Origin of the sequence: Streptomyces sp. NPDC007189, assembly GCF_040703635.1 — a bacterium.
Lineage (GTDB): Bacteria > Actinomycetota > Actinomycetes > Streptomycetales > Streptomycetaceae > Streptomyces.
This window is the reverse complement of sequence record NZ_JBEYEY010000002.1, coordinates 522,717-548,604: the sequence shown is the minus strand read 5'-3', so window position 1 is coordinate 548,604 and position 25,888 is coordinate 522,717. Positions and strand designations below refer to the sequence as shown.

Annotated in this window: 25 protein-coding genes, 1 other RNA gene and 1 pseudogene; 13 read left to right on the top strand and 14 right to left on the bottom strand. The window is 73.2% G+C overall.

Going from position 1 to position 25,888, the window contains the following annotated elements; genetic code table 11:
• Positions 1 to 19: 19 nt before the first annotated feature.
• Positions 20 to 1,093, bottom strand: coding sequence for a sialidase family protein (locus tag AB0950_RS05615; RefSeq protein WP_366777872.1), 1,074 nt, complete (start codon positions 1,091 to 1,093; stop codon positions 20 to 22).
• 126 nt (positions 1,094 to 1,219) lie between these two features.
• Between AB0950_RS05615 and AB0950_RS05610 the strand changes: the two genes are divergently transcribed.
• Both AB0950_RS05610 and AB0950_RS05605 read left to right on the top strand, forming a co-directional pair.
• A complete protein-coding gene (locus tag AB0950_RS05610) occupies positions 1,220 to 1,816 on the top strand; it encodes a hypothetical protein (RefSeq protein ID WP_360143665.1) in 597 nt (198 codons plus the stop codon).
• 66 nt (positions 1,817 to 1,882) lie between these two features.
• Positions 1,883 to 3,160 (top strand): MFS transporter, encoded by a 1,278-nt coding sequence (locus tag AB0950_RS05605; RefSeq protein ID WP_366777871.1) that lies wholly within the window; start codon positions 1,883 to 1,885, stop codon positions 3,158 to 3,160.
• Here AB0950_RS05605 and AB0950_RS05600 read toward each other — a convergent pair whose 3' ends face one another.
• The gene (locus AB0950_RS05600) at positions 3,161 to 3,394 is read right to left on the bottom strand and encodes a hypothetical protein (protein ID WP_330340440.1); all 234 of its coding nucleotides are present in this window, start codon (positions 3,392 to 3,394) and stop codon (positions 3,161 to 3,163) included.
• Positions 3,395 to 3,452: 58 nt separating this feature from the next.
• Between AB0950_RS05600 and map the strand changes: the two genes are divergently transcribed.
• The 3 genes from map to AB0950_RS05585 all read left to right on the top strand — a co-directional run bounded on the left by map (position 3,453) and on the right by AB0950_RS05585 (position 6,264).
• A complete protein-coding gene (gene map, locus AB0950_RS05595; RefSeq protein WP_360143672.1) occupies positions 3,453 to 4,310 on the top strand; it encodes a type I methionyl aminopeptidase in 858 nt (285 codons plus the stop codon).
• A gap of 102 nt (positions 4,311 to 4,412) precedes the next feature.
• On the top strand, positions 4,413 to 5,060 hold the full coding sequence (locus AB0950_RS05590; RefSeq protein WP_360143675.1) for a biliverdin-producing heme oxygenase: 648 nt from the start codon (positions 4,413 to 4,415) through the stop codon (positions 5,058 to 5,060).
• A gap of 58 nt (positions 5,061 to 5,118) precedes the next feature.
• Positions 5,119 to 6,264: a PP2C family protein-serine/threonine phosphatase gene (locus AB0950_RS05585; RefSeq protein WP_366777870.1), complete on the top strand. Its 1,146-nt coding sequence runs from the start codon at positions 5,119 to 5,121 to the stop codon at positions 6,262 to 6,264.
• Positions 6,265 to 6,299: 35 nt separating this feature from the next.
• Here AB0950_RS05585 and AB0950_RS05580 read toward each other — a convergent pair whose 3' ends face one another.
• On the bottom strand, positions 6,300 to 6,944 hold the full coding sequence (locus AB0950_RS05580) for a PhzF family phenazine biosynthesis protein (RefSeq protein ID WP_360143681.1): 645 nt from the start codon (positions 6,942 to 6,944) through the stop codon (positions 6,300 to 6,302).
• Positions 6,937 to 7,827 carry a hypothetical protein gene (locus AB0950_RS05575; RefSeq protein WP_366777868.1) on the bottom strand — a complete coding sequence of 297 codons (891 nt, stop codon included), beginning with the start codon at positions 7,825 to 7,827 and terminating at the stop codon, positions 6,937 to 6,939. The genes AB0950_RS05580 and AB0950_RS05575 overlap by 8 nt, the downstream gene beginning before the upstream one ends.
• Positions 7,828 to 7,965: 138 nt before the next feature.
• On the opposite strand from AB0950_RS05575, the gene efeO reads away from it, so the two are divergent.
• The 4 genes from efeO to AB0950_RS05555 are packed head-to-tail and all read left to right on the top strand — an operon-like array spanning position 7,966 to position 12,180.
• Positions 7,966 to 9,102: an iron uptake system protein EfeO gene (gene efeO, locus AB0950_RS05570; RefSeq protein ID WP_360143687.1), complete on the top strand. Its 1,137-nt coding sequence runs from the start codon at positions 7,966 to 7,968 to the stop codon at positions 9,100 to 9,102.
• Positions 9,103 to 9,104: 2 nt separating this feature from the next.
• Positions 9,105 to 10,352: an iron uptake transporter deferrochelatase/peroxidase subunit gene (efeB, locus tag AB0950_RS05565; RefSeq protein WP_360571088.1), complete on the top strand. Its 1,248-nt coding sequence runs from the start codon at positions 9,105 to 9,107 to the stop codon at positions 10,350 to 10,352.
• A 3-nt stretch (positions 10,353 to 10,355) separates the two neighbouring features.
• Positions 10,356 to 11,228, top strand: a complete 873-nt coding sequence (gene efeU / locus AB0950_RS05560; RefSeq protein WP_360143693.1) for an iron uptake transporter permease EfeU — start codon at positions 10,356 to 10,358, stop codon at positions 11,226 to 11,228.
• On the top strand, positions 11,188 to 12,180 hold the full coding sequence (locus AB0950_RS05555) for a hypothetical protein (protein WP_360143696.1): 993 nt from the start codon (positions 11,188 to 11,190) through the stop codon (positions 12,178 to 12,180). The genes efeU and AB0950_RS05555 overlap by 41 nt, the downstream gene beginning before the upstream one ends.
• Before the next feature lie 13 nt (positions 12,181 to 12,193).
• Here the strand turns inward: AB0950_RS05555 and AB0950_RS05550 are convergent, their stop codons facing one another.
• The 4 genes from AB0950_RS05550 to AB0950_RS05535 all read right to left on the bottom strand — a co-directional run bounded on the left by AB0950_RS05550 (position 12,194) and on the right by AB0950_RS05535 (position 17,501).
• Positions 12,194 to 12,922: a bifunctional DNA primase/polymerase gene (locus tag AB0950_RS05550; RefSeq protein ID WP_366777867.1), complete on the bottom strand. Its 729-nt coding sequence runs from the start codon at positions 12,920 to 12,922 to the stop codon at positions 12,194 to 12,196.
• Positions 12,923 to 13,012: 90 nt separating this feature from the next.
• Positions 13,013 to 14,020 (bottom strand): small ribosomal subunit Rsm22 family protein, encoded by a 1,008-nt coding sequence (locus tag AB0950_RS05545; RefSeq protein WP_360143702.1) that lies wholly within the window; start codon positions 14,018 to 14,020, stop codon positions 13,013 to 13,015.
• A 1,055-nt stretch (positions 14,021 to 15,075) separates the two neighbouring features.
• Positions 15,076 to 16,257: a serine hydrolase domain-containing protein gene (locus AB0950_RS05540; RefSeq protein WP_360571086.1), complete on the bottom strand. Its 1,182-nt coding sequence runs from the start codon at positions 16,255 to 16,257 to the stop codon at positions 15,076 to 15,078.
• A complete protein-coding gene (locus AB0950_RS05535) occupies positions 16,197 to 17,501 on the bottom strand; it encodes a multidrug effflux MFS transporter (protein ID WP_366777865.1) in 1,305 nt (434 codons plus the stop codon). Before AB0950_RS05535 ends, AB0950_RS05540 begins: the two co-directional genes overlap by 61 nt.
• A gap of 114 nt (positions 17,502 to 17,615) precedes the next feature.
• Between AB0950_RS05535 and AB0950_RS05530 the strand changes: the two genes are divergently transcribed.
• Positions 17,616 to 18,623: a Gfo/Idh/MocA family oxidoreductase gene (locus AB0950_RS05530; protein ID WP_366777864.1), complete on the top strand. Its 1,008-nt coding sequence runs from the start codon at positions 17,616 to 17,618 to the stop codon at positions 18,621 to 18,623.
• Between the two features lie 91 nt (positions 18,624 to 18,714).
• Positions 18,715 to 19,473, top strand: coding sequence for an SDR family oxidoreductase (locus AB0950_RS05525; protein ID WP_366777863.1), 759 nt, complete (start codon positions 18,715 to 18,717; stop codon positions 19,471 to 19,473).
• Between the two features lie 265 nt (positions 19,474 to 19,738).
• On the opposite strand, the gene AB0950_RS05520 is transcribed toward AB0950_RS05525, so the two are convergent.
• From AB0950_RS05520 to AB0950_RS05510, 3 genes are all read right to left on the bottom strand, one after another.
• Positions 19,739 to 20,968: a serine hydrolase gene (locus tag AB0950_RS05520; protein WP_360143717.1), complete on the bottom strand. Its 1,230-nt coding sequence runs from the start codon at positions 20,966 to 20,968 to the stop codon at positions 19,739 to 19,741.
• Positions 20,969 to 21,149: 181 nt separating this feature from the next.
• On the bottom strand, positions 21,150 to 22,130 hold the full coding sequence (locus AB0950_RS05515) for an aldo/keto reductase (protein ID WP_366777861.1): 981 nt from the start codon (positions 22,128 to 22,130) through the stop codon (positions 21,150 to 21,152).
• A gap of 58 nt (positions 22,131 to 22,188) precedes the next feature.
• Positions 22,189 to 22,515 carry a nuclear transport factor 2 family protein gene (locus tag AB0950_RS05510; RefSeq protein ID WP_360143723.1) on the bottom strand — a complete coding sequence of 109 codons (327 nt, stop codon included), beginning with the start codon at positions 22,513 to 22,515 and terminating at the stop codon, positions 22,189 to 22,191.
• Between the two features lie 171 nt (positions 22,516 to 22,686).
• Between AB0950_RS05510 and AB0950_RS05505 the strand changes: the two genes are divergently transcribed.
• The gene (locus AB0950_RS05505) at positions 22,687 to 23,232 is read left to right on the top strand and encodes a DoxX family membrane protein (RefSeq protein WP_366777859.1); all 546 of its coding nucleotides are present in this window, start codon (positions 22,687 to 22,689) and stop codon (positions 23,230 to 23,232) included.
• A 41-nt stretch (positions 23,233 to 23,273) separates the two neighbouring features.
• On the top strand, positions 23,274 to 23,621 hold the full coding sequence (locus tag AB0950_RS05500) for a MazG-like family protein (RefSeq protein ID WP_360143729.1): 348 nt from the start codon (positions 23,274 to 23,276) through the stop codon (positions 23,619 to 23,621).
• A 66-nt stretch (positions 23,622 to 23,687) separates the two neighbouring features.
• On the opposite strand, the gene rnpB is transcribed toward AB0950_RS05500, so the two are convergent.
• The 3 genes and pseudogenes from rnpB to AB0950_RS05485 all read right to left on the bottom strand — a co-directional run bounded on the left by rnpB (position 23,688) and on the right by AB0950_RS05485 (position 25,859).
• Positions 23,688 to 24,090: RNase P RNA component class A (gene rnpB / locus AB0950_RS05495), an RNA gene on the bottom strand.
• A gap of 118 nt (positions 24,091 to 24,208) precedes the next feature.
• A pseudogene (locus tag AB0950_RS05490) lies at positions 24,209 to 24,925 on the bottom strand (DMT family transporter); the annotation flags it as partial.
• Positions 24,926 to 25,010: 85 nt separating this feature from the next.
• The gene (locus AB0950_RS05485) at positions 25,011 to 25,859 is read right to left on the bottom strand and encodes an AraC family transcriptional regulator (RefSeq protein WP_360143732.1); all 849 of its coding nucleotides are present in this window, start codon (positions 25,857 to 25,859) and stop codon (positions 25,011 to 25,013) included.
• Positions 25,860 to 25,888: the final 29 nt, after the last annotated feature.

Sequence of the window (25,888 nt, the reverse complement as noted above, 5' to 3'; positions counted from 1 at the left end):
GTGACGGACACGGCACGGCTCAGGTCAGCCGGCGCACGGGGACCCGGCGGAAGGTGATCGTCTCGTAGGCGCCGAAGTCGCCGGTCTCGTAGAGGAGTCCGACGGTGTCCGCGTCCACGCGGACCAGGTCGGAGTAGGCGGCGGGCAGCCCGTCGGCGGTGAACGCCGTGCGCCAGGTGGTGCCGCCGTCGGCGGAGGCCCGGATCGACATCAGGGCGCGCTGGGCGGGGTCGGCCGGGCCGGAGTACAGCAGCAGGTCGGGGTCGCGGAGCTGCAGGACGGAGGCCTGGCAGACGGGCGCGGTCAGGCCGGCCTGCGGGCGGAACGGCTTGACCAGGGTCCTGCCGCCGTCCCGCGAGTGGGCGTCGGCGCGGTTGCCGGGCGAGGGGGAGTCGTTGCGGGTGTTGAGGTAGACGCGGCCGTCCGGGAGTTCGGCGGCGGTGGTCTCGTTGACGTTGACGTACCCGTCGGTGTTCTCGTCCAGGTAGCCCAGGTACCAGGACTCCCCCCGGTCGTCGCTGAGCAGGCAGTGGCCGCTGTTGTACTGCGGCTCGGCGCCGGTGTCGGTTCCGGTGGGCGGCACGGTGTGGTTGCCGGGGACGAGGACCCGCCCGCCGCCGAGCTGGATGCCGTGGCCGGGGGTGGTGGCGTACCAGCGCCAGCCGGGCTTCTTCACCTGCGCGGTGATCTCCCTGGGCGCGGACCAGGTGACGCCGTCGTCGTCGCTGTGCTGGACCCACACCCGCCGCCCGTCGGCGTCGTCGACCTCGCCGCGCAGGATGGCGGCCTCGGTGGCGGTGGCGGCGGCCCGGACGTGCACGAGCAGGATCCGGCCGGTGCCGAGGACGACGGGGGCCGGGTTGCCGGCGAGGTCCGCGCCGTTGCGCGCGACGGCCTGGAGCGGTCCCCAGCCGCGGCCGCCGTCCGTGGACCGCTTGAGCACGATCTCGATGTGCCCGTGGTCGGCGGCGGAGTCGACGCGGCCCTCGCAGAAGGCGAGGAGCGTGCCGCCGGCGGTGCGCACGACCGCCGGGATCCGGAAGCTCGCGTAGCCCTCCTGTCCGGCGCGGAAGGGGACGGTGACGTCGGTCATGGGGCGGCTCCTCGGAATCGGGGGGGCGAGCGGTGTTCGCACGGTGACCGGTGCATGTCCCCGGAGCGGGCGAATTCCGGGTGAACTTAGGGTCACGAGTGCCGTGTTGCGGCAGGATGCGGGCGCATGGACGCCGTACGGGTCGCGCTGCTGCGGGAAGTGCTCGCCGGAACCGAGTGGCTGGGGGCCACCCGGAGATTCGCGGGCGTGCTGCGCGGGTCGGTGGTGGCGCACGGGGGCGGACTGCTGCTGGTGGGCACGCCGGAGTACGAGCCGTGGCATCTGGCGGCGCACCTGGTGGACGAGGCCGCGTGGTCCGGGACGCCTGAGCTGGCTCCCACCCTGGTACGGCACCACGCCCGCCCCTGCGACCCCGCACACCTGGCCGTCGGGCCCGGGCGCATCGAGGCGGCACGGCGGGGCGAGACGCTGCTGGTCGTGGCCCCCTCTGAGCCCGCGCCGCTGCTCGAGCGGGTGCACGCGGCCCGGCGGGCCGGGGTGACCGTGCTGGCCCTCGGCGCGGGGGACGGCGACCTCGCGGCGATGGCCCACGACACGCTGACCGTGCCGGAGGGCGCGGAGCTGGACCTGGACACGGTGCAGCACCTGGTCAGCGCGGCGGCCGGCGAGAACGGGTGCTCTCCGAGGGTTCGGCGGGGCTTCCGTGACCGTTTGTCGAGGCTGGCGGAGATCTTGACGGCACCGCCGCCTGTGCCCTGGTGACGTGTGCCCGGTGGGGTCCGGCAAAAACAGTTGCCCGGTGGTCCCGCCTGGCCGAGCATCCCTGGAGTGACGCGCACCCTCCTTCCCGACCTCTCCCCCTGGAAGGCCTCCGCGGATTTCCGCCGGCTCTGGAAGTCGGGACTGATCAGCAACTTCGGCAGCTTTCTCACCTTCGTTGCGCTCCCGGTCCAGCTGAAGGACCTGACGGAGTCGACCGCGGCGGTCGGGGCGATCGGCGCCGCGGAGCTGCTGCCGCTCATCGTGTGCGGCCTGTACGGCGGCGCCCTCGCCGACGCGCTCGACAAGCGCGGGCTCATCGTGTGGACGGAGGCCGGCCAGGGCCTGCTGAGCGCCGCCCTGCTGCTCAACGCCCTGCTCCCGCACCCCGCGGTCTGGCCGCTGTACGCGGTCGCCGCCCTGTCCTCCGCCCTGGTGTCCGTCCAGCGCCCGGCACTGGACTCGCTGTGGCCCCGGATCGTCGCGCACGACGACATGCCCGCCGCGGCCTCGCTGAACTCCCTGCGCTGGACCGTCGGCGGCGTGGCGGGCCCGGCCGTCGCGGGCGTGGTCGTCGCTTACGCCGGTCTCGGCTGGGCGTACGCCGCCGACCTGCTGACGTTCGCCGTGTCGCTGGCGTACATGGTCCGGATCGCCCCCTCCCCCGCCTCCCACGAGACGTCGAAGCCCTCGCTCGGCGCGATCCTGGAGGGCGCCCGCTACGCCTGGGGCCGCAGGGAACTCCTCGGCACCTACGTCGTCGACCTCGCGGCGATGTTCCTGGCCATGCCACTCGCGGTGCTGCCGTTCCTCGCCGACGAGCTGCACGCCGCCTGGGCGCTGGGCCTGATGTACGCCGCCGTCCCGGCCGGGGCGATGCTGGTGAGCCTGACCGGCGGCTGGGCGTCGCGGATCCACCGGCACGGGCTGATGGTGGTGCTGTCGGCCGCCGGCTGGGGCCTGGCGGTCGCGGCGGCCGGACTCTGCGGGAACGTCTGGCTGGTCCTGCTGTTCCTGACCGCCGGCGGCGGCTTCGACATGGTCAGCGGGATCTTCCGGTCGGCCATGTGGAACCAGACGATCCCGGACGAGCTGCGCGGCCGGCTCGCCGGGATCGAGCTGCTGTCCTACTCGGTCGGCCCGCAGCTCGGCCAGGTCCGGGCGGGCGGCATGGCGGCCTGGGCGGGCGTGCGGACCTCCGTCGTCTCCGGCGGGCTGGCGTGCGCGGGCGCCGTGGGCCTGCTCGCGCTCTGCCTGCCGGGGCTCATGACGTACGACGCCCGGACCAACGAGCACGCGCTGCGGATGCGCGAGCGCCGCGCCGCCGCCGTGCCGACCGAGGTGTGATCACTCCTCGTCGCCGCTGCCGCCCGCCGGCGCGTCGTGCCAGCGGGGGTCGTTCTCCCACTGGAGGTTGCGCTCGGCGGCGGTCTCCATGGCCCGCCGGGCCTCCTCGGGGGAGGCGTACGGCCCGAAGCGGTCCTTGGCCGGGCACTCCGGGCCCTCCTCGACCTTCTTGTGCTCCAGGCAGTAGTACCACTCACCGGGCTTGCCGACGGTGCGCTTCTTGAACAGGGGCATGGACAGCTCCTCTCGCCATCGACATATTCCCCCACGCCCGCTGGATAGACTCGCTGACATGTCTGGCCAGTCGCTGCTCGTACCAGGGGAGCTGTCCCCCACCCGTTCGGTCCCCGGAAACATCCGCCGCCCCGAGTACGTCGGCAAGCCCGCGCCGGCGCCGTACACCGGGCCGGAGGTGCAGACCCCTCAGACCATCGAGGCGATGCGGATCGCCGGCCGTATCGCCGCGCGGGCGATGGAGGAGGCCGCGAAGATCATCGCGCCGGGGGTCACCACGGACCAGCTGGACAAGGTCGCCCACGAGTACATGTGCGACCACGGCGCCTACCCCTCCACGCTCGGCTACCGCGGCTTCCCGAAGTCGCTGTGCACCTCGGTCAACGAGGTCATCTGCCACGGCATCCCGGACTCGACGGTCCTCAGGGACGGCGACATCGTCAACCTGGACGTCACCGCGTACATCGGCGGGGTGCACGGCGACAACAACGCCACCTATCTGGTCGGCGACGTGGACGAGGAGTCCCGGCTACTGGTGGAGCGGACCCGGGAGGCCCTCGACCGCGCGATCAAGGCGGTCAGGCCGGGGCGGCAGATCAACGTCATCGGCCGGGTCATCGAGTCCTACGCCAAGCGCTTCGGCTACGGGGTCGTCCGCGACTTCACCGGGCACGGCATCAGCACGGCGTTCCACTCGGGCCTGATCATCCCGCACTACGACAGCCCGCACGCGACGACGGTCATGCGGCCGGGCATGACCTTCACGATCGAGCCGATGCTGACGCTGGGCACCCACGAGTACGACATGTGGGACGACGGCTGGACGGTGGTGACGAAGGACCGCAAGCGGACGGCGCAGTTCGAGCACACGCTGGTGGTGACGGAGACCGGCGCGGACATCCTGACCCTGCCGTAGCGCCAGGTCGCCACGCCCGTGTCGCCCGCCCTCTGCGAGGGCGGGCTTTCTCTCGTACACTTTTACCGACAGCTTGTCGGCAAAAGGCTCGGAGGCGGCCCCATGGAGTCCTTCTCGACCCTCATCCGCACCGCTTCCCACGAGCAGCACGCGGCGGCGCAGACCTCGGCGTTCATGAGCGCCCTGCTCGGCGGCCGGCTGGGCGTGGCGGCGTACGCGCGCTACACCGAGCAGCTGTGGTTCGTGTACGAGGCCCTGGAGAGCGGCGCCGAGCGGCTGGCGGCGGACCCGGTGGCGGGGCCGTTCATCCGGCCCGAGCTGTTCCGGCTGGCGGCGCTGGAGCGGGACCTGGCGCATCTGCGGGGTCCGGACTGGCGGGCGGGCCTGAGCGCCGCACCCGCCACGCGCGCGTACGCGGACCGGGTCCGCGCCTGCGCCGAGCACTGGCCCGCCGGCTATGTCGCCCACCACTACACCCGCTACCTGGGCGACCTTTCCGGCGGGCAGGTCATCCGCGACCGCGCGGAGAAGACCTGGGGTTTCGCGAGGAAGGGCGACGGCGTCCGCTTCTACGTCTTCGAGGGCGTCGCCAACCCGGCCGCGTTCAAGCGGGGCTACCGGGAGCTGCTGGACGGCATCCGGGCGGACGAGCTGGAGCGCCGGCGGGTGGTGGCCGAGTGCAGGAGGGCGTTCGATCTCAACACGGCGGTCTTCCGGGCACTGGGCGACGAGTTCGCGCTGAGCGCCTAGCGGTATGCGGTCACAGCAATCCGGAAATAAGGGTTATGTTCGCAGCGTTCCCATCGGCGTGAGCGCTGCGACGACGAAGACATCAGCCACGTGGGTCCCGCGTGTGTGGGCTCCGGCATCACCCCGCTTCCCCTGGCTGGCCGTCCCGGTGCTCCTGGTCGTCGCCATCCCCGTCGCCGACGCGTTCCTGCCGCCGGACATCCACCTCGCGCATCTCCTGGTCGTGGCGACCGCGGTGACCGCCATGGGCTACGGCCCCAGACCCACGGCCCTGGTCGGCGCGCTCGCGGTGCTCGCACTGATCACCGCCGGGGTGGAGAGACACATGCTGAGCACCGAGAACGTGCTGGTCGAGCTGGTCTCGCTGGTGGCGCTCAGCACGCTGCTCGTCGCCTTCACGCTGCTGCGGGACCGGCGCGCGCGGGAACTGCTCAGGGCGCGCATGGTCTCCGACACCGCACAGCGTGTCGTCATGCGTCCGCTCCCGACGCGCGCCGGACCGCTGACCCTGGCCGGCGAGTACCACAGCTCCGAGGCCGACACCTACATAGGCGGTGATCTCTACGCCGCGGCGCGGACCGCCGACTCCACGCGCCTGGTCATCGGAGACGTCCGCGGCAAGGGCCTGGCCTCGATCAGCGACACGGCCATCGTGCTGGGCGCCTTCCGCGCCGCCGCCCACCGGCCGGTTCCGCTGCCGGAGCTGGTGGCCTACGTGGAGGACGCCGTCCACTGGGGCCTCACCGAGTTCTCGGGCACCGACCCGGACACCGAGGAGCGTTTCGTGACCGCGGTGGTGCTGGACATCCCGGACGACCAGCCCGTGGCCCACGTGATCAGCTGCGGCCATCCGCCGCCCCTGCTGCTGTCCCACGCGGCCGGCACCGCCACGCCGCTCTGCGTGACCGAGACCGCCCCGCCGCTCGGCCTGGGCTCGATGTCCGACACCCCGTACACGGCGACGACCTTCCCCTTCCACGAAGGGGACCGGATCCTGCTCTACACCGACGGTGTCACCGAGACCCGCGACGACCAGGGCGACTTCTACCCTCTCGCCGAACGCCTCGCCAAGTGGTCCGATCACGCACCGCGCCCCCTGCTGCGCGAGATCGTCGCCGACCTGCGCGCCTACGCGGGCGACGCGCTCCACGACGACACGGCCATGATGGTCGTACAGCGCGACGAGGCACCGGCTTCCGACTGAGCCGCAGCGCGCGGTGTGCGCCCGCGGACGGCCGGTCAGTGCTCCAGGTACACCCGGCCCCCCACCTCCACCCAGCCGTGCGGCTGCGGCGCCGTCAGGATCTGGGAGCCCTTGCCCTGGGTGATGTTCAGGGCGCGGCCGAGCCTGTCGGTGAGGAGGAGGGCGGCGGCACCGGTGGCCTCGTCCTCGTCGATGCCGTCGTTCCGGCCGGGGAAGGCGCGGGCGCGGATCCGGCCGGCCGCCTCGTCCTCCCAGGCCCAGGCGTACGTCCACTCCCCCGGCGGCGGCACGTCGAGGGCGTCGACCTCGGCCGCCGTGCCGTACTGCCGCAGGGTGCGCGGCGGCACCCACTCCGCGCGGGCCTCGATCCAGCTGAACTCGCCGTCCAGCCGGGCGCCGACGACCCCGGCGGGCGTGACCAGTTCGGGCACGTCGAGCAGCCAGGCGGTGCCGACGCAGGGGTGACCGGCGAAGGGCAGGCGCAGGGTGGGCGTGTAGATGTCGATCACGCCGCGCTCGGGGTCGTCCACGAACACGGTCTCGCTGAAGCCGAGCTTGGCCGCCAGCTCCTGCCGGCCGCTCCGCTCGGGCAGCACCGAGCCGTCGCGGACGACACCGAGTTCGTTGCCGTAACCGCCGTCCGGGCCGCAGAAGACGCGGAGTACGTCGTAGTCAGTCACGGGGGAATTGAAACACCGCGGCCCGCGCAAGCGCGTCCCAGGCGGGGGCACTGCCGGGCAGCGGCCAGGTACTGATGCCCGAGGGGTCGTACGGCAGCTCGGCCAGCGCGTCGCCGTACCCCTGCTCCATGGCCGCCCGGTGCCGCTCGGTCCCGGGCGAGGCGGGGTGGGCGGCGAGCCGCACCCTGTGCTGTCGGAGCTCCTCGGTCATCCTCTCGGCGTCCCGGCGCCACAGCTCCTCGTCGCGCAGCCGGGTCAGGACGACGCACTGCGGGGTCCGGCCCTCCGCCAGCGCGGCCACGGCGCGGTCGTGGCCGTCGAGGATCAGCCAGCCGTCGTAGCGCGGCACCCACCACAGCAGGACGGGGGCGAGGGTGCCGTCGCGGACGTGTTTGCGGTAGGCCTTCACGCGACCGGCGTCGGGGGCGGAGAGCCTGCGCAGCGGCAGGACGCCGTGCCAGCCTCCGCCGCAGTACAGCTCCAGCAGCCCGCCGGGCCAGTCACGGACGAGGTCGACCGTCCAGACGGCCGGCTCGAAGGCGGTGCGCGGCGACAGCTTCCAGCGGCCGTCGTACAGCGGGTCCAGGCCGGACTCTTCCAGCCAACGGGCGTACCGGTGGACCCAGTCGACCTCCGAGCGCATCAGCGCGGACTCGATCGGCGGCAGCGGGGACCGGTAGCCGTCGAGGCGGTGCAGGTGCAGGTCACGGCAGCAGCCGTCGCCGGTGAGCGCGCCGAGCAGCACAGCGTGCTCCCCCTGCCGGAGCACCGTGAGATCTCCGTCCCCGGTGGTCTCGAAGCGGAGCGGCGGCGGCCCCGGCCGGTCCTCGATGTCCAGCACGACGCGGCCGGCCCCCAGCAGTTCCCTGCGCGCGTTCCCCATGCGGGCCACCCTGCCACCGCCGGCCCGCCTCCCGCGAACCACTGTGAGACCCGGATCACTGCCCCCGAGGGCATGAGCAAGGTAAGCCTCAGGTAAGTTAGGGCAGCCTCACCAAACCAGATTCTGCCGGGAGCCCGCATGCGAGCCGTCCGACCGACCGTCGCCGCTGCCACGACCGTGGCCGCTCTGACCGCCCTCACGGCCTGCACCGCGAAGAGCGACGCCGAGGACGGCGACGCCGTTCGGGTCACCGCGGCCGACTCCAGCTGTGAGACCTCCGCGAAGTCGGTGCCGGCCGGGCAGGTCACGCTGAGGATCGAGAACAAGGGCGCCAAGGCCACCGAGGTCGAGATCCTGTTCCCGGACGACCGGATCGTCTCCGAGAAGGAGAACATCGGGCCGGGCACCAAGTACACGCTGACCGCCGAGGTGAAGGCCGGGTCGTACGAGATAGCCTGCCGGCCCGGCATGAAGGGCCACGGCGTCCGGCAGAAGCTCACCGTCACCGGGGCCGGTACGGCCGCGAAGCGGGACCCGCGGCTCGACACGGCCGTCGCCCGGTACCGCAGGTACGCCCAGGACCAGGCCGACCAGACGCTGCCGCGGGCCGAGGCCTTCGCCAAGGCGGTCAACTCCGGCGACCTGGACGCCGCGAAGAAGGCCTACGCCCTCTCCCGCCTCGGCTGGGAGCGCACCGAGCCGGTCGCCGAGTCCTTCGGTGACATCGACCCCAAGGTCGACGTGCGCGAGGACGGCCTGGAGGACGGCCAGAAGTGGACCGGCTGGCACCGGCTGGAGAAGGCCCTGTGGAAGGACAAGAAGGTAGGTGCCGAGGAGAAGGCGCTCGCCGGCCAGTTGGTGACCGACCTGAAGGACTGGCAGAAGCGGGTCGGCAAGGCCGGGATCACCCCGACCTCCATGGCCAACGGCGCCAAGGAGCTGCTGGACGAGGTCGCCACCGGCAAGGTCACCGGCGAGGAGGACCGCTACGCGCACACCGACCTCGTCGACTTCAAGGGCAACGTCGAGGGCGCCCAGAAGGCGTACGAGCTGCTGAAGCCGGTCGCGCAGAAGAACGACCCCGAGCTGACCGGGGAACTCGACAAGCAGTTCACCGCGCTGAACGCGCTCCTCGACAAGTACCGTACGGACAAGGCCGGTTACGCCTTCGTCTCCTACGACAAGGTCACCGAGGACCAGCGCAAGGAGCTGTCGGACGCGGTGAACGCGCTCGCCGAGCCGCTGTCCAAGCTCGCCGCCGCGGTGGTGAAGTGACCATGACGGAGACGGGCGGCAGCAATCCGTCGCGGCGCGCGCTGATCGGCTGGGGCGGCGCCGGACTCGCGCTCGGGGCCGCCGCGGCCGGCGGGGCCGTGGCGATGACCAGGGCCGGCGACGACATCGACCCGGCCGCCGACGCGGGCGGCGCGGTGCAGTTCCACGGCGCCCACCAGGCCGGCATCGCCACCCCGGTGCAGGACCGGCTGCACTTCGCCGCGTTCGACGTGAAGACCGACGACCGCGACGCGTTCGTGCGGATGCTCAAGGACTGGACGGCGGCGGCCCGGCGGATGACCGCGGGCAGGCCGGTCGGCGAAGGCGCCTTCGGCGGGCTCGCTGAGGCGCCGCCGGACGACACCGGCGAGGCGATGGGCCTCAAGCCGTCCCGGCTGACGCTGACGATCGGCTTCGGGCCGTCGCTCTTCGACCGGTTCGGCCTGCACGGCCGGCGGCCCGAGGCCCTGGTCGACCTGCCCGCGTTCCCCGGCGACAACCTGGACAAGGCCCGCACCGGCGGTGACCTGTGCATCCAGGCCTGCGCGGACGACCCGCAGGTCGCCGTGCACGCCATCCGCAACCTCGCCCGCATCGGCTTCGGCAAGGTCGCCGTGCGCTGGTCCCAGCTCGGCTTCGGCAAGACCTCCTCGACCACCCCGGACGCCCAGACCCCGCGCAACCTCTTCGGGTTCAAGGACGGCACCCGCAACATCGCCGGCACCGAGACCGACCGGCTGGACGAGCACGTGTGGGTCGGGGCCGGGGACGGTCCCGACTGGATGACCGGCGGGTCGTACCTCGTCGCCCGGCGCATCCGGATGAACATCGAGACCTGGGACCGTACGTCGCTCCAGGAGCAGGAGGACGTGTTCGGGCGGGACAAGCGCGAGGGCGCTCCGGTCGGCCGGGCCAAGGAGCACGACGCGCCGTTCCTGAAGGCGATGAAGCCGACCGCGCACGTACGGCTCGCGCACCCGGACGCCAACGGCGGGATCACCATCCTGCGCCGCGGCTACTCCTTCACGGACGGCACCGACGGCCTCGGCCGCCTCGACGCCGGCCTGTTCTTCCTCGCCTACCAGCGGGACGTGCGCCACGGGTTCATCCCGCTGCAGCGCAAGCTGTCCGCGCACGACGCGCTCAACGAATACATCCAGCACGTGGGTTCGGCGGTCTTCGCGATACCGCCCGGCGTCCGGGACTCCGGCGACTGGTGGGGCCGCACGCTGTTCTCGAAGGAGGCCTAGACCGTGTTCTCCAACTACCTGATCGGCCTGCGCGAGGGTCTCGAGGCGTCGCTGGTCGTCTGCATCCTGATCGCCTACCTCGTCAAGACCGGCCGCAGGGACGCCCTGAGGCCGATCTGGACCGGCATCGGCATCGCGATCGCCATCGCGATGGGCTTCGGCTGCGCCCTCGAATTCGGCTCGCAGGAGCTGACGTTCGAGGCGCAGGAGGCGCTCGGCGGCTCGCTGTCGGTCCTCGCCGTGGGGCTGGTGACCTGGATGGTGTTCTGGATGCGGCGCACCGCCCGGCACCTGAAGTCCGAACTGCACGGCAAGCTGGACGCGGCCCTCGCCGTGGGCACCGGCGCGCTGGTCGCCACCGCCTTCCTGGCCGTCGGCCGGGAGGGCCTGGAGACCGCGCTGTTCGTGTGGGCGTCGGTGCACGCGGCCTCCGACGGCACCCCGCGCCCCCTGATCGGCGTGGCCCTGGGCCTCGCCACGGCCGTCCTGCTGGGCTGGCTGTTCTACCGGGGCGCGCTGCGCATCAACCTGGCGAAGTTCTTCACCTGGACCGGCGGCATGCTGGTCGTGGTCGCGGCGGGGGTGCTGGCGTACGGCTTCCACGACCTGCAGGAGGCGGACTGGCTGCCCGGCCTGACGCACCTGGCCTTCGACATCAGCGGCACCATCCCGCCCGACAGCTGGTACGGCACGCTCCTGAAGGGCGTGTTCAACTTCCAGCCCGACCCGACCGTCCTCCAGGTCACGGTGTGGCTGCTGTACCTGGTCCCGACGCTCGCGGTCTTCCTCGCCCCGGTAGGGTTCGCCTCCGGAAAGGGGAAGGTGAAGGGACCCGATGAGCAGGGATCGCAGCCCGCGCAGGCTCCGCAGGCGTGAGAGGTACGCCCTCATAGCGGCCTCGCTGACCGCTTTGTCGCTGACGACGAGCGGATGCGTGGTGGTGCACGGGGAGCGCGAGGTGCTCCCCACCGCCACCCGCGCCGAGGCCGCCAAGGCGGTCACCGCGTTCACGGCCGCGTACAACAAGGCCGACAAGGCCTACGACAACTCCCTGGACGCGCCCTATCTCACCGGCCCGTTCGGCGACATCACCGCCGCGCGCCTGAAGGCGGGCCACGCCAACAGCCCCTCCGGCAACCCCGCCCACGTGCCGCTGAAACTGTCGGACGTCAAGATCACCATCCCCAAGAAGGCCGGCTGGCCGCGCTGGTTCCTCGCCGACGCCCGGGCCAACAAGACCGGCAAGGCGCGCTGGCTGATGGTGTTCACCCGGGGCGACCTCGGGCAGCGCTGGCGGGTGGCGTACGTCACCCTGGTGGCGCCCGGCGCCGTACCGGAGTTCACGACGGACAAGGACGGCTGGGCCCAGGCGGTGCCGGCCGGCTCCGGGCAACTGGCCGTCGCGCCCGGGAAGCTGAGCGCGGACTACGCGGCGTACCTGAAGAAGGGCGGCACGGCCTTCGCCGCCGGCACGTACACCAGCGTCGAACGCGCCAACCGGACCAAGCGGGCCCGCAAGCCGGGCCTGGTCACGCAGTTCATCGACCGGCCGCTGACGGCCGGCGACTACGCGCCGCTGGCGCTGCGCACGGCGGACGGCGGGGCGCTGGTGTTCTTCACCACCCACCACTATGAGAAGCAGACGGCCGCCGCCGGCACCACCGTGCCGGTCCCGAACAAGGACGTCCAGGCGCTGACCGAGGGCGAGGTGAAGCAGTCCCTGACCCTGGAGTTCATCTCGGCGGAGGCCGCCGTCGACCCGGCGGGCAGCGGCAAGGTCTCGGTCGTGGGCAGGGTGCCGGGGCTCACTGCCGCACAGGGCGAGTGAGGGCGCCCTGAGGTCAGTGCCGCAGTGGCCAGGCAGCGCCCTGGTGATCGGCCCCGGCATACCGCGAACACGCGTCGGTGAGCACTTCGAGCAGGCTGAGGGGATCCGGCAGCGCGTGCTCCGGTCCCCGCACCCACCGCACCCGCCGCTCGTCCCCCGGCAGCCGGGCCGGCGGCACCAGCACGTACGACCCCCGGCAGTGCCAGCGCAGCCCCGGGTGCTCGTCCATGGTCTCGGGGTGGCAGTCCAGCTCGCACGGCCACCACTCGTCCTCGTCCTCGGGGGTGCCGCGGGTGAGGGTGAAGAACAGCAAGCGGCCGTCGTCGCTCTCGGCGACGGGACCCACCTCGACGCCGGAGCCGAGCAGCCGCTCCAGCGCCTCCCGGCCGGGCTCGAGGGGGACGTCGAGGACGTCGTGCACCATGCCGGTCGCGGTGATGAAGTTGGCGTCCGGCTGGTGCCGGGCCCAGCGCTCGATCTGGGCGCGGTCGGTGGTGGACTGGGTCTGCCAGGCGAACGACACGGGGTGCCGGGCCGGGGTGGGACAGCCGACGCGGTCGCAGGAACATCGGTAGCCGGGGGCGGGGTGCGCGGCGGGGGCGAGCGGCAGTCCCGCCGCGGCGGCGGCGAGCAGCAGGGTCTCACGGCCGCCGTCGCCGGCGGCCTCCTTCGGGCGGCGTCCACGCAGCCACCGGGAGAGTTTGCCCTGCCGGCCGGACCGGCCGCCGAACGTCGCGCTCATCTATCCCCTCGCCTCGCTGGTGTGCGGACAGTGTGCCCTATCGTCCCATCTTCATGTGCTTCGGGGGGACCGCGGGCATCCGGGGGGCGGCTACGCGGGCGGCTCCTGCCGCGGGCCCCGCGGCGGCCAGGCGTCTCCCCACTCGGCGTCGCGGGCCGCTTTGTACAGGTCGCCGTGGCGCTTGGTGACCGTCGTACGGGCCAGCCGTTCATCGGCCTCGCACAGGTCCAGGAGCACCTGGCCCTTGCGGATCTGCGGGCGCCGGACCACCCGGGAGGGGGCGGGCGCGGCGGGCAGGCGGGTGGCGGCGACGTACGAGAACTTCTCGTCCTCGTAGGGCAGGGTGCCGCCCTTGACCTGGCGGTGCAGGGAGGAGCGGGCCACCCGGGCGGAGAAGTGGCACCAGTCGCGGCCGGGCTCGATGGGGCAGGCGGCGCTGTGCGGGCAGGGTGCGACGACCCGTAGCCCGGCGGATATCAGGCGGTCGCGGGCCTCGATGACGCGGGCGTAGCCGGCGGGGGTGCCGGCCTCCACGATGACCACGGTCCGCGCGGCGGCCGCGGCGGCGTCGACGAGGGCGGCGCGGTCGGGCTCGGAGAGTTCGTTGAGGACGTACGACACCGTGACGAGATCGGTGGCATCCAGGGTGAGGTCCGCGCCGATCCGGGCGCGCTGCCAGCGGGCGGCGCGCAGGTCGGGGTTGGCGGCGGCGATCTCCCGGCCGAGGGCGAGGGCGGGCTCGGCCCAGTCCAGCACGGTGACGCCGCGCTCGCCGGGCCAGGCTGCGGTGACGGCCCAGGTGGCGGCGCCGGTGCCGCCGCCGACGTCGGTGTGGCTGCCGGGCGTCCAGCCGGGCAGGGCCGCCGCGCACGCCTCCAGCGCGGCGTGGACCGCCTCGAAAGTGGCGGGCATGCGGTAGGCCGCGTACGCGGCGACGTCGGCGCGGTCGCGCAGGATCGGGGTGTGGGTGGGGGTGTCGCCCCGGTAGTGGGCGATGAGCCGCTCCACCGCACCGGCGGCCTGCCGGGGCGGAAGTCCGTCAAGCAACTCGGCAAGGCTCCCACGCAGGGCTTCCGCCGGGGGTACGGGGTCGTTCACCCGGCGATTCTAAGACGGACCGGGGAGCGACGCCCTTGCCGGAGCCTCGGTCACCGCTCTGACCGGAGCCTCGCTCACCGTCCTGGCCGGGCCCTCGGATCGCCGCCCTGCCGGAGCGCTCCGATCACCGCCCTGGCCGGAGCCTCGGTCACCGCCCGTACCGGACTCTCGCATCACCGCATGGGCTGCCCCGTAACCGCCACCCTCGCCGGAGCCTCGGTCACCGCCCTGGCGGGGCCCTCGGATCGCCGCCTTGGTCAGGCGCTGGGATCGCCGCCCTGGCCGGGCTTTGGCATCGCCGCCCTGACGGAGCCCTCCGATCACCGCCCTGCCGGAGCGCCCCGATCGCCGCCCGGGCCGGGCCCTCAGATCGCCGCCTCCGATCACCGCCCTGGCGGGGCCCTCGGATCGCCGCCCTGGCCGGAGCCTCCGATCACCGCCCTGGCGGGGCCCTCGGATCGCCGCCCTGGCCGGAGCCTCGGTCACCGCCCGTGCCGGACTCTCACATCACCGCACGGGCCGGACCCTGACCGCCATCCTTGCCGGAGTCTCAGCCCCCACCCTTGCCAGCCCCTCCGGATCACCGCCCTGCCAAAGCGGTCACCGCCCGTGCCGGACTTCACATCACCGCACGGGCCGGACTCTAGCCGCCGCCCTGGCCGGAGCCTCGGTCACCGCCCGTGCCGGACTTCACATCACCGCACGGGCCGGAGCCTCGGTCACCGTCCTGGCCGGGCCCTCGGATCGCCGCCCTGCCGGAGCCCTCCGATCACCGCCCTGGCCGGAGCCTCGGTCACCGCCCTGGCCAAAGCCTCGGTGACCGCCCAGGCGGCAGCCTCAGTCACCGCCCGTCCCGGACTCTCGCATCACCCCACGGGCCGGACCCGGATCGCCACCCTTGCCGGAGCCTCAGCCCCCACCCTTGCCAGCCCCAGTTCACCGCCCTGGCCGAGCCCTCCGATCACCACCCGTGCCGGACTCTCGGATCACCGCCCGGGCCGGACCCTGGTCGCCACCCTTGTCGGAGCCCTCAGTTCACCACCCGTGCCGGCCCCTCAGATCACCGCCCGTGCCAGATGGGTCGCCAGTCTCGCTCTCGGGTCGCTGTCCGGTGGTCTGCGTCGTGGGTGGACCGTGTTGGCCAGCAGGACCAGGAACGTGTCCGTGTGCGGGTCCACGACCAGGGACGTGCCGGTGAAGCCGGTGTGGCCCGCCGCCCCGTGGCCGGCCAGTTCGCCCATGAACCGGGGCTGGTCCACGGCGAAGCCCAGCCCCGGCGGGGTGAGCAGCAGCTCGACGAAGTCGGGGCCGAGGATGCGGGCGGGGCCGTAGGAGCCGCCGGCGAGCAGGGCGCGGCAGAAGACGGCCAGGTCGCGCGCGGTGGAGAACAGGCCCGCGTGGCCGGCGACGCCGCCGAGCGCGAAGGCGTTCTCGTCGTGGACGACGCCCCGCAGCATCCCGCGGTCCGCCTTGGCCCAGGGCCGCCGCTGGTCCTCGGTGGCGGCCGCGCCGGGGCAGGGCCCGAAGGCGGTCGCCGTCATGCCGAGCGGGCGGGTGATGCCGTCCGCGATCAGGACGTCGAGGGTGCGGCCGGTGACGCGCTCCAGCACGGCCTGCAGCAGGAGCATGTTCAGGTCGGAGTACAGGTACCGGCCGGGTTCGCCGACGGGGGCCTCGGCGCGCAGCAGGGAGAGGCGGGAGGCGTCGTCGGGGCAGTCGTACAGAGGCAGCTCGGGGCGCAGCCCGGAGGTGTGGGTGAGCAGTTGGCGCACGGTGATGCCGTGGGCGGCCACGGCGTGGAAGTCGGGCAGGTAGTCGCCGATCCGGGCGTCCATGCCGAGGGTGCCGCGCTCGATCTGCTGCACGGCGGCGACGGAGGTGAACAGCTTGGTGAGGGAGGCCAGGTCGAAGGGCGTGTCGACGGTGGCCGGGACCCGGGCGGCGGGCGGCAGTTCGACACCGGTGTCGGTCTCGGGGTCGTACGCCGCGTAGCGGACGGCCCAGCCCGCGGCCTCGGCCACGGCGATCACGGGGCCGCGCCCGGCCAGCACGACGGCGCCGGCCGCCCAGGGGCGGTCGCCGGCGGTCAGGGCGTGCACCTCGCCGACCAGGTGCCCGAGGTGCACGGGGTCGAGCCCGGCCCGTTCCGGTGTGTCGGCGCGCAGTCTCGGTGCGCTCAGTTCTCGTCTCCCTCCGAACCCGCACGGCCGTTCCCGCGTGCGTTCCAGGGACGGCACATTCCCACGAAGCAGGCCGCCGCGACCAGTGCTCCCACCAGTTGGACCACCGCCATGGGGACGGCGGTGTGCTCTCCGGCGACGCCGACGAGCGGTGAGGCGACCGCTCCGACGAGGAAGGAGGAGGTGCCGAGCAGTGCGGAGGCGGAGCCGGCGGCGTGCCGGGTGCGCAGCAGGGCGAGGGACTGGGTGTTGGGGAGGGTGATGCCCATGGCGGACATCAGGACGAAGAGGGCGGCGGCGACGGGGACCAGGCCCGTGTCGCCGAGGGCGCCGGTGGCCATCAGCAGCAGGGCGGTCGCGGCGAGCACGATCACGGTGAGGCCGGTGGCGAGCACCTTGTCCAGGCTGACGCGGCCGACCAGCACCTTGCCGTTGATCTGCCCGGCGGCCACGAGTCCGACCGAGTTGAGGCCGAACAGCAGGCTGAAGGTCTGCGCGGAGGCGCCGTAGATCTCCTGGACGACGAAGGGGGACGCCGCGATGTAGGCGAACAGGGCGGCGAAGGCGAAGCTGCCGGCCAGCGTGTAGCCGGTGAACGGCAGGTCGGCGAGCAGGGCGCGCATCGAGCGCAGCGCGTCGCCCACTCCCCCGCCGTGGCGTTCCGCGGGCTGCAGGGTCTCGGGGAGCCGCAGCCAGACCAGGGCGCCCAGCAGCGCGCCGACGACGGTGAGCACCAGGAACACGCCCCGCCAGTCCGTCACCCGCAGGATCTGACCGCCGATCAGCGGCGCCACGATCGGCGCGACCCCGGAGATCAGCATCAGGGTGGAGAAGAAGCGGGCCATGGCCACGCCGTCGTACAGGTCGCGTACGACGGCCCGGGCGATGACGATCCCGGCGGCGCCCGCGAGGCCCTGGGCCAGCCGGAAGGCGACCAGGGTCTCCACGTTCGGCGCGAAGGCGCACAGGGCGGTCGCGAGGAGGTAGACGGCGAGGCCGGCCAGGAGCGGACGGCGGCGGCCCCAGCGGTCGCTCATCGGGCCGACGACGAGCTGCCCGAGGGCCATGCCCAGCAGGCAGGCGGTGAGGGTGAGTTCGACCGTGGCGGCCGGTGCGTGCAGGGACCGGGTGACCTCCGGCAGGGAGGGGAGGTACATGTCCATCGCGAGCGGGGGCGTGGCGGTGAGGCCGCCGAGGACGAGGGTGACGAGGACGCCGGTGCGGCGGGTCGCGGCGGGCGGCCGGACGGGAGCCGGTGCGGACCGTGCCTTCGGTGTCGACGCCGCCGCCTGCTCGTGCATCCGCCCCTCCCCTGTCGTGGCCGTCCGTGCCCGTCCGTGCCCTTCTGACGCGGACGGCACCTATGCTCTCAGCTCGTACAGAGTGCCGGGGCACACACGAGCGAGGGTGGGGCGATGGAGAAGGTGCGCTGGGGGATCCTGGCGACGGGCGGGATCGCGGCGGCGTTCGCGGCGGACCTCGTGGATCTGCCGGACGCGGAGATCGCGGCGGTGGCCTCGCGGCGGGCGGAGTCGGCCCGCGCGTTCGCCGAGCGGTTCGGGGCGGCGCGGGCGTACGGCGACTGGGAGTCGCTGGCCGCGGACCCCGACATCGATGTCGTGTACGTGGCCACTCCGCACGTGGCGCACCGGGCGGCGGCCGGGCTGTGCCTTCAGGCGGGGCGGAACGTGCTGTGCGAGAAGCCGTTCACGCTGAACCTGCGCGAGACGGAGGAACTCGTCGCGCTGGCCCGCGAGCACGACCGCTTCCTGATGGAGGCGATGTGGATGTACTGCAATCCGCTGGTCCGGCGGCTGAAGGCGCTGGTGGACGACGGGGCGATCGGCGACGTGCGCACCGTCCAGGCCGACTTCGGGCTCGCCGGCCCCTTCCCGCCCGCGCACCGGCTGCGGGATCCGGCACTGGGCGGCGGGGCGCTGCTGGACCTCGGTGTGTATCCGGTGTCGTTCGCGCAGCTGCTGCTGGGTGAGCCGGACGCGGTCGCGGCGAGCGCGCTGCTGTCTCCGGAGGGCGTCGATCTGCAGACCGGAGCGGTGCTGTCCTGGGAGAGCGGGGCGATGGCGTCGCTGCACTGCTCGATCGTCGGCGGTACGGGCGGCACGGCCTCGGTGACCGGTTCGCGCGGCCGGATCGACGTGCCGTCGGGCTTCTTCCACCCGGAGCGGTTCGTGCTGCACCGCGAGGGCCACGGCCCCGAGGAGTTCACCGCCGACCCCGCGGACGGCCCGCGCACCACCCTGCGCCACGAGGCGGCCGAGGTGATGCGGGCCCTGCGAGCGGGCGAGAAGGAGTCCCCCCTGGTACCGCTGGAGGGCTCCCTCGCGGTCATGCGGACCCTGGACGCGGTCCGGGAGCGGATCGGGGTGCGGTACCCGGGCGAGGAGATGACGGTGGCCGTGTGACGCGGTGTCCGGGGCGGGCCCCCATCACCGAACAACCGTATGGCGGACACGGCATTCCGCATCGCGGACTCTCCGCCTACGCTGCGGTGCCATGACTGACAGGCAATCGAAGATCGCGGTGGTGACCGGGGCCGGGTCCGGGATCGGGCGGGCCGTGGCCGTGGAGCTGCTGCGGGGCGGGTGGTCGGTGGTCCTGGCCGGGCGGCGCACCGGGACGCTCGAGGAGACGGCGGCGCTGGTCCCGGAGGGCGACGCGCTCGCCGTGCGTACGGACGTGTCCCGGCCCGAGGACGTGGACACGCTGTTCACGGCGACGGTGGACCGCTTCGGCCGGGTGGACCTGCTGTTCAACAACGCGGGGACGTTCGGGCCCGGCGGGGTCCCGGTCGAGGAGTTGCCGTACGACGCCTGGCGGCACGTGGTGGACACCAACCTCAACGGCGCGTTCCTGTGCGCGCAGGCGGCGTACCGGCGCATGAAGGAGCAGGACCCGCAGGGCGGCCGGATCATCAACAACGGCTCCATCTCCGCCCACACGCCCCGCCCGCACTCGGTCGCCTACACCGCGACCAAGCACGCCCTGACCGGCCTGACCAAGTCGCTGTCGCTGGACGGGCGGCCGTACCGCATCGCGGTCGGGCAGATCGACATCGGCAACGCGGCGACCGACATGACGGCCCCGATGCGGACCGGCGCGCTGCAGGCGAACGGCGACGTGGTCCCGGAGCCGGTGATGGACGTGGCCGATGTGGCGCGCACCGTACGGCACATGGCCGAGCTGCCGCTGGAGGCGAACGTGCAGTTCGCGACGGTGCTGGCGACGGCGATGCCGTACATCGGGCGGGGCTGAGGAACCCGTCGCGCCGTCACCGGGCGTTTCCACACAAGCGGAATGTGAACATCCGCGGCATTGCGGCCCGTCGAGCCCGTATGCTCACATTCCTCCACAAGAGCTTCACAGTTGGGGCACATGGATTCCGCGGCCGCTCACGCGGTCGCGTCTCGGCCACACCGAGGGGGGAAGCGGCTGCCGTTCCACCGGGCCGGAGTTGGGGGTGGGCCTCGCGACGGGACGCGAGGTGCACACCGGCCGGTGGAACGGCCGCCGAACACTGTCAGCGCCGGTGCCTGCCGCCCGGCTCCGCGTCCCCCTCGACCGCCTCCGGAAGCTCCGGCGCCTCGACGGCCCCGGCCGCCGCGACCGCCCTGCGCCGCCGCCGTACGGCCCACGCACCCGCCGCCGCCAGCAGCAGCGCCGTACCGGCCGCGCCCTCCACCAGCCGCCCGGTCGACGGGCCGCGGGCGCCCGCGCCCGCCGCCCCGGCCGCCGCCGGGGCCCCCTTGCCGGCCGCCGGTGACGGACTCGCCTCCGCCCCGCCCTCGCTGAGCGGTTCCACCAGCACGCCCACCGGCTGCGCCGAACGCCCGCGCCCGAAGCCCCAGTCGAGCAGCGCGGCGGTCTGCTCGTAGACGGCGTTGCTGCCGGTGGCCGGGTGCATCACGGTGACCAGCAGGGTGCGCCCGCCGCGGGTGGCGGCGCCGGTGAAGGTGTTGCCGGCGTGGCTGGTGTAGCCGTTCTTGACGCCGATCAGGCCGTCGTACGACTTCAGGCCCCACGCCCCGGTCAGCAGGCGGTCGGTGTTCTGGATCTGGAAGGTCTTCTTGCCGCCCGCCGGGAAGTCCGCGGTCCTCGTGCCGCAGTAGCCGCGGAAGTCGGCGTCCTTCAGGCCGTGGCGGGCGAACAGCGTGAGGTCGTACGCCGAGGAGATCTGGCCCGGGTGGTCGAAGCCGTCGGGGCTGACCACCTGGGTGTCGAGGGCCTGCAGATCCCGGGCCTTGGCCTGCATCTCGGCGACCGTCTTGGCGATGCCGCCGTTCATGTGGGCGAGGACGTGCACGGCGTCGTTGCCGGAGCGCAGGAACACGCCCTGCCACAGCTGCTCGACGGTGTAGGTGATGCCGGGCTTGATGCCGACCAGGCTGGAGCCGAACGGGACGTCGGCGACGTCGGAGTCCTTCACGGTGTACCGCTCGGCGCGGTCGAACCTGCTCAGCACGGTGTCCGCGAACAGCATCTTCAGCGTGGACGCGGGCGCGAGGCGCCGGTGCGCGTTGAACGAGGCGAGCACCTCGCCGCTCGCGCAGTCGGCGATCAGCCAGGAGCGGGCGCTGAGCTTCTCGGGCAGCCCGGAGGCACCCCGCACCTGGACACCGGCGCGGGCCAGTTGCTCGCCGCCGATGACGGTGGACTCGGCGGCGGAGGCCGGGGTGGTCATGGACACGGGAAGGGCGGCGGCCGTCAGTCCGAGGACGGCACGCCGGCTGAGCCGGGAGCATTCGCGCACCTGGGGACGGTACACCGCGCCCAGCAGCGGAAACCGCACAGGATCCCCGTGCCGCCGCCGGAATTTGCCACCTTATGAAAGTCCTATGAGCCAACTCCCTTCCCGGCCCCGCGCATCCCTCACCGAGGATGGCCGAAAGGTTCCTCCCCGGCTGGTGGCCGCGCGCTGGACCCGGGGCCGCTCACCTGCCGAGGATGCGGTCGATCTCGGCCAGTTGCCCGGCGGTGAGCGGTCCCTTCTCCAACGCGCCCGCGTTCTGCTCGGCCTGCGCCACCGAGCGGAAGCCCGGGATCGGCACCGTGCGCGGGCTGCGGGCCCAGATCCAGGCCAGGGCGCCCTGGGCGAGGGTGCGACCGCCGCTGGTGAGGACGTCGCGCAGGGCGTCGACCCGGGTCGTCCAGCGCGGATCGGCCCCGGAACCGTCCCCGAACCCCTGCAGCCAGACGGGCGGCCTGCTGCGGATGTCCCCCGCCTCCAGGGGGGCCTGCCGCCTGCCGGCCAGCAGCCCCATGGCGAGGGGACCGCGGTTGACGCTGCCGAGATCCGCCCGCTCGCACAGCCCCAGGAGACCCGGCGCGTCCTGCAGGACGTTCAGGGTGTGCTGTACGGCCGTGCAGTGCGGGCCCTCGGCGAAGACGGCGGCGCGGTCGGGGTCGTCGGTGCTCCAGGCGTAGCCGCGGATGAGCCCCTCGGCGACCAACTCCTCGCACACGTCGCGGACTTCGGCGGCGCGCCCCGGATCGGCATCGGCCAGATGGAACTGGTACAGGTCGACGTGGTCGGTGCCGAGGCGGCGCAGGGAGGCGGTGAGGGCGCGGCGGACGTACTCCGGCGTGTCGTCCTGGCCGTCGGCGGTGCGGGTGTCCGGGTCGAAGAGGTTGCCCCACTTGGTGGCGAGCACGACGTCGTCACGGCGTGTGCCGAGGGCGCGGCCGAGAACGGTCTCGCTGTGCCCGGCGCCGTAGCAGTCGGCGGTGTCGAAGAAGGTCACGCCGAGGTCGAGGGCGCGGTGGATCGCCCGTACGGACTCCTCGTCGTCCACCTTCCCCCACCCGAGCGGCTGCCCGTCGGCGCCCTGCCACTCCCCGCCGATGGCCCAGCACCCGAAGCCGAGCGCGCTCACGCCGATGCCACTGCGTCCCAAGGTCCTTGTGGTCTCCATGCCCGAGGACGCTAGGAGTTGAAGCGCACACGAGCACAAGCCCCCCGGCTCCGGTGGCCTACGCCTGCCCGGTCTCGAACCGCGAGATCCGCCCGTCGTCCTCGACGGTGAAGGTCCACTTGGTGCGCATCTCGCCCCAGGTGTCGTTGCGGTAGCGGGCCAGGAGGGTACGGCCGCCGGCCGACTCGTTGTCGACCTCCATGTGGCCGTGGGAGGAGAAGATCTCCTGATCGATCCACTCGGCGAGGTCACGGTCGGAGCCGTCGTCGGACATGGTCGCCCCGGGCGCGAGCAGCGCCATGAACCCCTCCCGGTCATGGGAGTTGACCGCGTTGACGAAGGCCCGAACGGCCGGATCGCTGAGCTTGGCTGGCTGAATCGTCATGCCGCAAGGCTCACACCGGTGCTCCCTCCCCGCCACCCGAACGCTCTTCCCTGCAGGCCGGAGGGTGTGAGAGCTGCGACGGTGGATACGCGGAACCCACTTGCTCCCCTCCGCACGTCATGCGTGTCCGCACGTCATCACATGTCCGCACGTCATCACCTGGGAGTCGCCGTGACCTGTCTCGACCGCCGTGACCTTGGCCTGCTGCTGCTCCGGCTGGGCACCGGCGGGGTGCTGGCGGCGCATGGCGCGCAGAAACTGTTCGGCTGGTTCGGCGGGCACGGCCTGGAAGGCACGGGCCAGTTCATGGAGTCCGTCGGCTACACGCCGGGGAAGACGAGCGCGACGGCGGCGGGCCTCGCGGAAGCCGGCGGCGGCACCCTCCTCGCCCTCGGTCTCGCGACCCCGGCGGCGGGCGCGGCGGCGGCCGGTGCGATGGCCGGGGCGGCGACGGTCCACATGCCCAACGGCTTCTTCGCCCAGGAGGGCGGCTACGAGTACGCGGCGAGCCTGGGCCTCGCGGCGGCCGGCCTCGCCGTCACCGGCCCCGGCCGCCTCTCCCTCGACCACGCCCTCGGCCACGTCTTCGACCGCGGCTGGATGATCCCGGCGGCCCTCGGGGCCACGGCGGCGGCCACGGCCCTGGTGATCGGTGCCCGGAACCAGCGACTGCGGGCGAAGAGGGAGGGCGAGCAGGAGGTGCTGTTCGAGGAGTAGGGGGTACGGCGTCGGGCCGGGGCCATGGCAAGCTGCCCGGCATGACCGCTCAGGACACCACCGGCACCGGCCCCGCCCTCTGGGCGACGATCGACGACCTCTTCTCCCGCCTGGAGGCCACCCGCACGCACGCCGGACAGGAAGGCCTCCTCCTGCGCGTCCTGAAGCTCTCCGAGGAGGTCGGCGAGGTGGCCGAGGCGATCATCGGCACCACCGGCCAGAACCCCCGCAAGGGCGTCACCCACACGTGGGAGGACGTGCAGGCGGAACTCTGCGACGTGGTGATCACGGCCCTGGTCGCCCTGCGCACACTGACGCCCGAGGCACGGGAGGTGTTCGAGGGCCACCTCAAGCGGGTGCGCGAACGGCCGTTGATCCCCGGGGAGTGAGAGGGGGTGCCGACCCCGGTGTGAGGCTCCTAGACATGGCCTCTGACCTGGGGAAATGGAGAGCGGCAGACGAGTCGGGCTGTACGCCGGGTTCTGTTCCCCGGTGCCCTCGCGGGCGCCGGGGCGACGGCCATCCATCTAGGGCCGGCGTTGCCGCCGGCCTCGTGCGGTCTACCCGCGGACTCGGGCGGGCAGCCCTCGATCGTCCGCGCAGGAGCACCGAGGTGCTCCCTTTTGACCTTGCTCCGGGTGGGGTTTACCTAGCTGCCCAGGTCACCCTGGGCACTGGTGGTCTCTTACACCACCGTTTCACCCTTACCGAGGGCCGAGGCCCCCGGCGGTCTGCTTTCTGTGGCACTGTCCCGCGGGTCACCCCGGGTGGCCGTTAGCCACCACCCTGCCCTGTGGAGCCCGGACGTTCCTCGGGAAGCCCCCTAGGGGGACTCCACGCGGCCGTCCGCCCGGCTCGTCTGCCGTGTCGACCATGGTACCGGGCGCCGGGAGCGGCGCGGGCCGGCGGCGGCCGTGGCCAGGACCGAGCCCGTCAGGATCAGGGCGAAGGCCGCCAGGACCGTGGGCGTCAGCCGTTCGGAGAGGAAGAAGGCGCCCGCCGCCACCGCCACCGCCGGGTTGACGTACGTGATCACCGTCGCCCGCGTCGGGCCCGCCTCCTTGATCAGCTCCAGGAACGCCACGAACGCCACCGCGGTGCAGAGCACGCCGAGGCCGGCGAGGGCCACGAAGGCGGAGGACGAGGGGGCGGAGGACGGCCAGGTCAGCGTCGCCGGCAGGGCGTAGACCAGCGCCGCCAGGGTCAGGCAGGCCGAGGTGAGGTGCAGGGACGGGACGTCCTTCATGTGGCGCGCGGCTATCGCGGGGGCCGTCGCGTAGCCCACCACCGTCACCAGCACCTCGGCCAGCGAGCGGGCGTCGCCGCCGGTCAGATGGGGCAGGGTCAGGACCGTCACGCCGGACAGGCCGAGGGCCAGGCCCGTCAGGCGGCGCGCTCCGAGGTGTTCCGTGTCGCCCAGCAGCCGGGCCACGATCAGGCCCACGATCGGCACCCCCGCGATCAGCAGGCCCGACGTCGAACTGGACAGATGCCGTTCGGCGTCGGTGAGGGTGAACCAGGGGATCATGATCTCCAGGCACGCGAAGGCCAGCATGGGCCGCCAGTGGGCGCGCACGGTCCGGGGCAGGCCGCCCTGGCGCAGGGCGAACGGGAGCAGCAGGACCGCGCCGAGCGCGCAGCGCGTGAACACGACCACCGGCGGGGACACCTCGTCCACCGCCACCTTGATCATCAGATAGGGGACGCCCCAGACCACTCCCATCAGGGAGAACAGAAACCAGCCGCGTGCAGTCATACGGTGAGTTTCGGCCGCCCGGTCAGGGGATGTCTTGAACGCTGTTGCGGTACGCCGCCGACGTCACGCTCGTCCGGTACGCCGCCGGCGTCACCCCCAGCACCCGGCGGAACCAGCGGGTCAGATGCGCCTGGTCGGCGAAGCCCACCAGACCCGCGACCTCCGCCGGGCGCAGACCGGCCTCCAGCAGGGTCCGGGCCCGGTTCACCCGGTACTGGGCCAGCCAGGCGTACGGCGGTATGCCCATCGTCGTACGGAAGGCGCGCAGGAGTTGGTAGCGGGACAGGCCCAGCTCGGCGGCGAGGCCGGCCAGCGGGGGCGGTGCCGTGAGGTCGTCGGCGAGGCGGTCGCGGACCGTCAGGGCGATGGCGCCCGCGCCGGGGATCTCGTCCGGCGCGGACCTGGCCGTGGAGTGGCGGCGGGCCAGGGCCGTCAGCAGCCAGGGCAGGACGGACTCCGCCTCCAGCGGGTCGGGGCAGGCGCTCAGCCGGGTGTGGGCGCGGTGCAGCGCGGCAGCCAGCTCCGGGTCGTCGAGGAGGGGCTCGCGGAAGTGCGGGAGGCCGCCGAGGGTGCCGTCGGCCAGGAGGGACGGCTCGGCGTACAGGGCGCGGTAGGCGTAGCCGTCGGTGGCGTTGCCGGGGCCGCCGGTGTGCATCTCGCCCGGATCGAGTACGACGATGGTGCCGGGGCCGGTGCGGATGCGGCCGCCCCGGTAGTCGATCACCTCGGTGCCGCCCACGCAGACGCCGATCGTGTACTCGTCGTGGGCGTGCGGGGCGTAGGTGTGCCGGCGGAAGTCGGCCGTCAGGAGGTCCAGCGGGGGTCCGCCAGGGCCCAGCCGAGCGCGCGTCCACAGCGCCTGTTCGGTCATCACCCGTCACCCCTCCCGCCCCGCGGCTC

What these genes read in the sequence shown, in the direction of transcription:
- AB0950_RS05590 (WP_360143675.1), top strand. Translation starts at nt 4,413, where the DNA reads ATGGAGTCCTTCTCGACCCTCATCCGCACCGCTTCCCACGAGCAGCAC.
- efeB (WP_360571088.1), top strand. Translation starts at nt 9,105, where the DNA reads ATGACGGAGACGGGCGGCAGCAATCCGTCGCGGCGCGCGCTGATCGGC.
- AB0950_RS05555 (WP_360143696.1), top strand. Translation starts at nt 11,188, where the DNA reads ATGAGCAGGGATCGCAGCCCGCGCAGGCTCCGCAGGCGTGAGAGGTAC.
- AB0950_RS05510 (WP_360143723.1), bottom strand. Translation starts at nt 22,515, where the DNA reads ATGACGATTCAGCCAGCCAAGCTCAGCGATCCGGCCGTTCGGGCCTTC.
- AB0950_RS05485 (WP_360143732.1), bottom strand. Translation starts at nt 25,859, where the DNA reads ATGACCGAACAGGCGCTGTGGACGCGCGCTCGGCTGGGCCCTGGCGGA.
- efeO (WP_360143687.1), top strand. Translation starts at nt 7,966, where the DNA reads ATGCGAGCCGTCCGACCGACCGTCGCCGCTGCCACGACCGTGGCCGCT.
- AB0950_RS05515 (WP_366777861.1), bottom strand. Translation starts at nt 22,130, where the DNA reads ATGGAGACCACAAGGACCTTGGGACGCAGTGGCATCGGCGTGAGCGCG.
- AB0950_RS05550 (WP_366777867.1), bottom strand. Translation starts at nt 12,922, where the DNA reads ATGAGCGCGACGTTCGGCGGCCGGTCCGGCCGGCAGGGCAAACTCTCC.
- AB0950_RS05600 (WP_330340440.1), bottom strand. Translation starts at nt 3,394, where the DNA reads ATGCCCCTGTTCAAGAAGCGCACCGTCGGCAAGCCCGGTGAGTGGTAC.
- AB0950_RS05575 (WP_366777868.1), bottom strand. Translation starts at nt 7,827, where the DNA reads ATGGGGAACGCGCGCAGGGAACTGCTGGGGGCCGGCCGCGTCGTGCTG.
- AB0950_RS05500 (WP_360143729.1), top strand. Translation starts at nt 23,274, where the DNA reads ATGACCGCTCAGGACACCACCGGCACCGGCCCCGCCCTCTGGGCGACG.
- AB0950_RS05610 (WP_360143665.1), top strand. Translation starts at nt 1,220, where the DNA reads ATGGACGCCGTACGGGTCGCGCTGCTGCGGGAAGTGCTCGCCGGAACC.
- AB0950_RS05535 (WP_366777865.1), bottom strand. Translation starts at nt 17,501, where the DNA reads ATGCACGAGCAGGCGGCGGCGTCGACACCGAAGGCACGGTCCGCACCG.
- AB0950_RS05530 (WP_366777864.1), top strand. Translation starts at nt 17,616, where the DNA reads ATGGAGAAGGTGCGCTGGGGGATCCTGGCGACGGGCGGGATCGCGGCG.
- AB0950_RS05615 (WP_366777872.1), bottom strand. Translation starts at nt 1,093, where the DNA reads ATGACCGACGTCACCGTCCCCTTCCGCGCCGGACAGGAGGGCTACGCG.
- AB0950_RS05525 (WP_366777863.1), top strand. Translation starts at nt 18,715, where the DNA reads ATGACTGACAGGCAATCGAAGATCGCGGTGGTGACCGGGGCCGGGTCC.
- map (WP_360143672.1), top strand. Translation starts at nt 3,453, where the DNA reads ATGTCTGGCCAGTCGCTGCTCGTACCAGGGGAGCTGTCCCCCACCCGT.